General features: G+C 29.4%; 4 protein-coding genes. 3 read left to right on the top strand and 1 reads right to left on the bottom strand.

Annotation, left to right across the window (positions count from 1 at the left end; genetic code table 11):
• The first annotated feature begins 123 nt into the window (after positions 1 to 123).
• Entirely contained in the window at positions 124 to 543 is a 420-nt protein-coding gene (locus V5784_RS04650) for a DDE-type integrase/transposase/recombinase (protein WP_336887882.1), read from the top strand.
• Positions 544 to 1906: 1363 nt separating this feature from the next.
• On the opposite strand, the gene V5784_RS04645 is transcribed toward V5784_RS04650, so the two are convergent.
• Positions 1907 to 2215, bottom strand: a complete 309-nt coding sequence (locus V5784_RS04645) for a hypothetical protein (protein WP_336887881.1) — start codon at positions 2213 to 2215, stop codon at positions 1907 to 1909.
• A 710-nt stretch (positions 2216 to 2925) separates the two neighbouring features.
• Between V5784_RS04645 and V5784_RS04640 the strand changes: the two genes are divergently transcribed.
• Together V5784_RS04640 and V5784_RS04635 are read left to right on the top strand one after the other, a co-directional pair.
• A complete protein-coding gene (locus V5784_RS04640) occupies positions 2926 to 5169 on the top strand; it encodes a nucleoside hydrolase (protein ID WP_336887880.1) in 2244 nt (747 codons plus the stop codon).
• 47 nt (positions 5170 to 5216) lie between these two features.
• The gene (locus V5784_RS04635) at positions 5217 to 5894 is read left to right on the top strand and encodes an HAD family acid phosphatase (protein ID WP_336887879.1); all 678 of its coding nucleotides are present in this window, start codon (positions 5217 to 5219) and stop codon (positions 5892 to 5894) included.
• Positions 5895 to 7177 lie beyond the last annotated feature (1283 nt).

Here is a 7177-nt window from a genome sequence, read left to right as displayed (position 1 = left end):
AAACGATCTTAAATTTGAACTTAGAAGAGTAAGTTTTTCATGTATTCATAATCAAAATCCCCCATATTGTTTTCTTAAATTATACCCTATTTTTTTGCTTAAGGTTAAACACTCTTTGTATGAATTTATACGACCATTATAGACTTTCTATTAACTTCAAAGCGAGATAAAAAAACTGCTAAAAGGTTTTTTAACAAGGCATTAAAATCTAAAAACAATGTTACTCCTAGAGTGATCACGATAGATAAGAGTGGAGCCAACCTTTCTGCAATCAACAGCTTGAAGCAAGAAAACTCTGATGTTTTGGGAAACTTGGAGATACGCCAAAACAAATATTTGAATAATATTATTGAGCAAGATCATCGCTTTATTAAGCGAATAGTAAAACATACCTTAGGATTTAAACACTTTAATACAGCTAAGCGTATATTGTCTGGAATTGAAATAATGAATATGATAAGGAAAGGGCAAGTCGATGGATTAGATCGAAATGCCCTTTTAGAATATAAATTTATAAATGAGTTGTTTGGAATTGTAGATTAAATAAAAAATCTTATAGGGATTTTATACTTTTTCATAATTGTTGCACCAGAACCTTTTAATCTGCTATATGGTAGAAATAAGTCAATTATATCAGGATCCTTGGATAAATAATATAAGGAATACACTGATAGGTCACTTAATTTTAGGAAAAGGGTTTTTATGGAGTGATTTGCTGGCCTATACAATTGGAGTAATAACGGCATGTGCTTTTGAGGGATTACTTTTAAAAAAATATTCCGTCAATTCAGATTGATGATTTTAGAAAACTAGTAGATCAATTTACTAAAAAAGAGGTGTTTATTGTGCATAATCAAAAAGTCATAAAACTTAAAGAAATTAATTCTACTATATGGTTATTATTCATATTTAATATTATTAGAATCCCAAATTCAATAATTGGTCACAGTATAATAATATATGAGAATTATGCTCCATTTAATATAGGTTTTAAATCTATTTATAATAACTATATAATTTTTTCACAAATGATAATTCCTATTTGTGTCGTTATCATATTAATTGACTTAATACTTTGCTACCAAAAAAAAGATATGAGTATAGGTAATCATTTTATTTGGACATTGCAATATATTGTGATAATACATGTAATTCTTCCATTCGTAGCGGGGGGAGTTGTGAAATCAGGATGGCTTTCTTATAATTACAGTACTCTATATTTTTCAATTATTTTTTCCTCTGCAAAAAATATTTTAACCGCTGTAATATATATTATATTTTATGGAATTTCATTATTATCTTACTCCTACTACAGACAAAAATCTCTAAATGTGAAATCATTTAACTTTACAAAACAAGTTTTCTTAATGATGATAGTATATATAATTTTGTTTATTTTTATTTGGTTATTATCAATTAGTTTGCAGGATCTATCACTTGGACTAATGTCACATATGTCAGTAGCTTAATCTATTTGGGCATTATTAGGGAACTATATTAAATCTGAAAATAGGTGAAAATGATTAATCAAGACTTTAAATACGTTTCTCTGGTTTCCCCAAAATTTAGAGTAAATCAGGTTCTTAAATATTAATGGAAGCACTCTTCTTCTCATCATCTTTACTGTTAAGTAATAAAAATAGTAGTAATAGAGGCCTAGTGTCGTTTTATCGAAAAAAGTCACCAAACAGTCTAAAACCATTTAAATAACCTATACTTTGGTCAAAACAAAATAAATTTAGGAGTATTTAGACCATTTTTTTACTAATTTCAAGAGTCTAACTTATTATAATTTTATAGACCATTTAAAGAAAATAAAAAAGAGATAGCTTTAATTTAAGGTTATCTCTTGATTTTATTAGGCTAAATATATGAATGGTGAAAAACGGAGCGAAGCCTTTAATAATTATAATCCCCAAGATTTAGTTTTTTTGTTCTTTGTTTTTAACATCAATGGTTCTCTGATTCTATTTATTAATAATTCTTTTTTAGAGTGTCTTGTGAAGGTTTTCGTTTCAAAATTTAAAGATATCTTTTTACATTTATATTTTTTAGCTAGAAAAAAAAATTTTGTTTTATATTTATCAAAAATATCTTCTTTACAAATCACATTAAAAATTCTGTTTTCTACTGACCAAAAACAATTACTTTCTAGACCAATAATCTCTCCTTCTACACACTGTTCTTTCTTTAGAGTAACTTTTACAGTTGCCATACTAGACCTCCACTTTTCTATATGATTTTATCATAGTCAAACGAAAACATGATTGTCCAATATTTATACTAACACCAATAATTAAAGATCTATTTTCTATACTATCAAAAACTTATCATTTTTTTAGCAGCTTGATTTATAGATCCATATCTTTTTTCATTCCTAGCCTAAACCTAATCAATATACTTTTACCTTAGGGATAATATAAAACGTCATCTTTTGTTTGTGGTACTACTTCCCCTATTTCATTAGATTTTCTAATTAACAAAAATATTGTGTTATAGAATAATATCTAAAATCATTTTAAAAGCTTATTTCTAATAGGTTTCCTACTTAACAAAATGCACTTTTGTTAAGTAGGGAATACAAGTTTTTTAAAATTAAAAAAGGTTCTTGGATATATTAAGTTTTGAATCTCCTATCGCAAACAAAATTAATAAAAGCACATATTACGGAACTTTCACATAAGTGTTTATATTTTAATTAAAATATTTTATTAATTATGGAAGGAATTTCCTTATATTAGTATATATACATAATTATATAAAGGAAATTATTTAATTATTTTTTTAGAAACATTGTATGTAATGGTATACGTTTGTAAATTTATAACTAATTTTATTTTTTCTCGACGTATAATTATTAAATTCTAATATTAAAAAGGAGGAAATATGAAATATTTATAAAAAAAAATACAAAGGAGGATATCAATGAATAAAATTGGGTTGACAAAAAATTTAATTATCGACACCGATATGGGTTGGGATGATGTTTTAGCAATATTATTACTGTTAAAAAATCCGAATTACCATATCTTAGGTATTACAGTTACTGGATGTGGTGAGACACATTTGGATCAAGGAGTTGATTTAGCACTCCGTCTTTTAACACTTGGAAATCAACCGGATGTAACTGTCTGTGCAGGAGCATCTAAACCAAGTCAGTACAATCACCAGTTTCCGAATACATTTAGAGATATGATGGATGAAGCCTGTGGTTTGAAAAATCTTCTTCCTGAACCTAAAGGAACTGTGGATAAACGTAAAGCTTGGGAATTTATTAAAGATAGTTTAGCTGAGGAAGAAAATCAAATCACAATTCTTTCATTAGGTGGTTTAACAAATATAGATCATTTGCTGAAGCTTGATCCTAAACCAGAAGTCAAAAATATCGAACGTATTGTAGTTATGGGAGGAGCAGTTAATGTTGATGGCAATATCGCAGCTTTAAATAATTCTAAAGCAGAATGGAATCAAGGTCCTGAATATTCTACTAATACTTATGCAGAATGGAATATCTTTTTAGACCCACAAGCAGCAGAGAATGTCTTTAATTCAGAAATACCGATCAAGTTAGTCCCATTAGATGTCTGTGATTACGCTATTTTGGATGAAACATATTATAATTTAATTACTGCAAAAGATAATGTCGCAAAATTTGCTAAGCAATTGATTTTAGAAAAAGTCAAAGGTCCAGCTAAAGAAGATATTCCTCTACCTATATTTGATCCATTGGCTGCTATTGAAATGACTAATGATTTACGAAAATCAATGGTCATATCAGAACGAATTGCTGTTAAGACTGAAGAATTTTTTGAAGATAATACTTGTGGACAAACCTATAAGACCCTTGATACTTCCGTACCTGAGATGGAAGTGGTCGTTTCCATTTCTACAGTTGAATTTAAAAAAGCTTTTAAGAATGCCATAAATTCTCCATTAAAGCCTCTAGTTACAGAAAATATCAAAAAAAATATAGGTATTTTAATTTTCAACCAGATTGAAATTCAAGATTTTGCAGGAGCATTTGAAGTGTTTGGTGCTGCGCGAAATGCTGATAACACACCAGTATTTAATACCTTCTTAATTGCAACTGATAAAGACCCTAAGCTTTGTAATGCAGGAGTTCCACCTAAAAAAGGAACTGGAAGTTTTTTTGATATTACGCCAAATCATACAATAGATCACCATCCTCATATAGATATTTTATATGTTGTAGGTGGAGAGGGAATCGATGAATTAGTTAAACAAGAAGAAAAAAATCCAGCTTTGATTAAGTGGATTACTAAAGTTTCGGATACTGCGGATTATGTTGCAGGAACTTGTTCTGGAGTTTTGCTACTAGCTTTAAGTAAACAGCTAAAAAATATGAATGTTACTACACACCATGCACGTTTCAATGAATTAAAGCAGATGAGTGATAAATATAATTTAAACTTGAATGTCTTTGATACTCGAAATGGAGAAAACTATATTCATGATTTGAGTTCGAAATTTATGACTTCAGGAGGGGTTCATTGTGGTATTGCGATGGCTTTGCATATTGTTGAGTTATATCAAGGGTTAGAAGCTAAAGAAGCTTTGGCAAAAGATGTCTTAGAATATACGATACCAAGAGGGGTAGCACATCCTAGCTCGTATAAAACGCACCATATGGATCCTCAAAACTTTGTCTTAGGTTTCTCTCATTTGAATATTATAATGGCTGATATGAAGATGATGGATGAAGCAACAAAATTTTACCGAAATACTCTTGGCTTTAGAGATTCCTGGAGCGTTTGGCTATCTAAGGAAGCTTGTGCTCATTTTGCAAGAGATGCGGGATTTGAAGATGGGAAAGGGAAAGTGATGGTTCGTTTCTTAGTTCATCCTAATGCTCAATTCCATATTGAATTAATGTATTATGTTTATCCGAAAGGTGAGCAAGAAATAACTTACCATAAAACTAATGATGTAGGTGGTATTCGTCATATTGCACTGGAAGTAAATAATATTTTACAGGTATATGATTGGTTGAAAGATCAAGAGGGTGTAACTATGCTATCAAAAACACGACCTGAGAAACTCAATCCTGATCCACAAACCTATTTCTATTGGATAGATCCTTATGGAGTGCAGTGGGAAATGGAAGAAGGGCGTCCTATGGCACGAGTTATTAATGGAATTATTGGTTAGATTTTATACCTTTAATAATAGTTTTATTTGTTAAAAGGAGGATCAGCATGAAAAAATATTTGAAAATTGCTCTTACACTGACTTTGCTTTTATGGATAACAGCTTGTACATCAAAGACACTGATTAGAACCAACAGGGAAGATATCCAAAACCTTAGATATGTAACTGTGAATGAAATTGGATTAAGCCTTCCTACAAGTTCAATTGTTGTAGGATTTGATATTGATGACACAGTACTTTTTTCTAGCCCGGGCTTTAATTATGGACTTGAAAATCAGGATGGCCCTGGCGGGACAAACCTTTATGGGGGTGATCCATTGCAATCACAGAAGTTCTGGAATGATATGAATGGGAAATTTGATAAGTTTAGTCTTCCAAAAAAATCAGGAGGGGAATTGGTTAAGATGCATTATACAAGAGGAGATAAAATAGTATTTATCACAGCTAGAAATAGCTCTGATAAATCAATTGTGTCCCAAGTCTTGGCACAAAGTTTTGGGGTTTCCCAGCCTGAGGTTATTTTTACCTCTGGGACATCTAAAACAAAAGTTATGAACGATAAAGGTGTAGATATTTATTATGGGGATGCTGATTCGGACATTAGTCAAGCAAAGAAAGCAAAGGCTCGTCCTATACGAGTAATACGTTCACATCTATCAACTAATAATACCCCTTTTAACCCTGGTAAATTTGATGAGGAAGTACTCATCTATTCTGAAGAATAATGTGAATCTCACATCATCTGACATTTCAAAATATATATTTACATTACCTTTTATGGTTCTGGTGCAACAATTTTTATAAATAACTTATTTGGAATTAATGCTTAGAAACAGATTAAATCAAGAAACTTTATGGTTAGAATAATTGTTGCAACAGAACCCTTTTTTTATTATCTTAATTTTATAAGTATATTATCTAATTAACAATTTGCACTTTTGTTAATTAGATAATATACTTATAAAATTAAGATATAAGTCATTAAATACATCATTATGTAATTTATATAAAATATTTTACCAACTTATTGAGTGAAAGTACCATAACATTTCTTTTGTAACATTTATATCCAATATCCTAAAAAGAGCAATTAGATAAACTAAATCTATTTGTCCTTTTTTAGTTGTGTAACTATGATTTTTAAGACTATAATCCATTTCATGTTAGGTCTAACATGATTAAAATCTGAAATAGCTTAGAAACGAAATTAGAGAGCATTAAAACTTTAAATTTGAAAAAGTAAATATAGACCTGAAAAATTGATTTTATTATTATTTTAAAGTATACTTAAATAGTAGTTGATAATCTTAAAAGAATAAAAGGAGGCGGGTAAAATGAAAATAATAATAGGATTAATGTGTACAATAAAGATAAAAAATATAAATTTAGAAAAGAAGACATCGAGTTTCACCCATTACACTCATGGATGGTGAAAAAATATTTCCACCACCAACTATCTGATGCTACTATGACAGAAATGTTTGGGAACCCTCACGAAGAACTTAGGGACTTGTTTAAGGAAGTTTAATTTAATATCATCTGGAGACGAAAACAATTTTAGTGTCAATAACTATAAATCAATTTAGCAATATTTTTTTAAAGCTCTCACCTTATTTAAACAATATTTCAAGAAAGTGAGAAAATGAGGCAACCTAAGAGCAAACTTTTCAGGCCTTTATTCTGTTTTAAACCGAGTGTAACAGACTTTAGGTGATTATTATCCACAAACTTGTCTGCTAATACAGATTTAATTTATGAAGTAGGAGAAATTCACTCTACATTTAACTTAAATAATCGGTGTATATATTATGTATTTATTATAGTGAGGTTAATATTGTCAGAAATTAAAAGGAGGAAAATATCATGTTTGATAAAATTAAAGAATTTGCCCAAATTTTTTTAAAGATTTATCTTGAGGTATTTTGTGACAGAACAAGAACATACTATAATAGAGGTTTTGCAAAAGAAAAACTAGGGGATTATGAAGGGGCTCTTGAAGATTTTAATA

It is taken from the genome of Psychrilyobacter sp. (genome assembly GCF_037132775.1).
Lineage (GTDB): Bacteria > Fusobacteriota > Fusobacteriia > Fusobacteriales > Fusobacteriaceae > Psychrilyobacter.
This window is presented reverse-complemented; position numbering and strand designations above follow the sequence as displayed.

Excerpts from the sequence above, each read along its gene's own strand:
- V5784_RS04635 (WP_336887879.1), top strand. The coding sequence starts at position 5,217 with ATGAAAAAATATTTGAAAATTGCTCTTACACTGACTTTGCTTTTATGG.
- V5784_RS04640 (WP_336887880.1), top strand. The coding sequence starts at position 2,926 with ATGAATAAAATTGGGTTGACAAAAAATTTAATTATCGACACCGATATG.
- V5784_RS04645 (WP_336887881.1), bottom strand. The coding sequence starts at position 2,215 with ATGGCAACTGTAAAAGTTACTCTAAAGAAAGAACAGTGTGTAGAAGGA.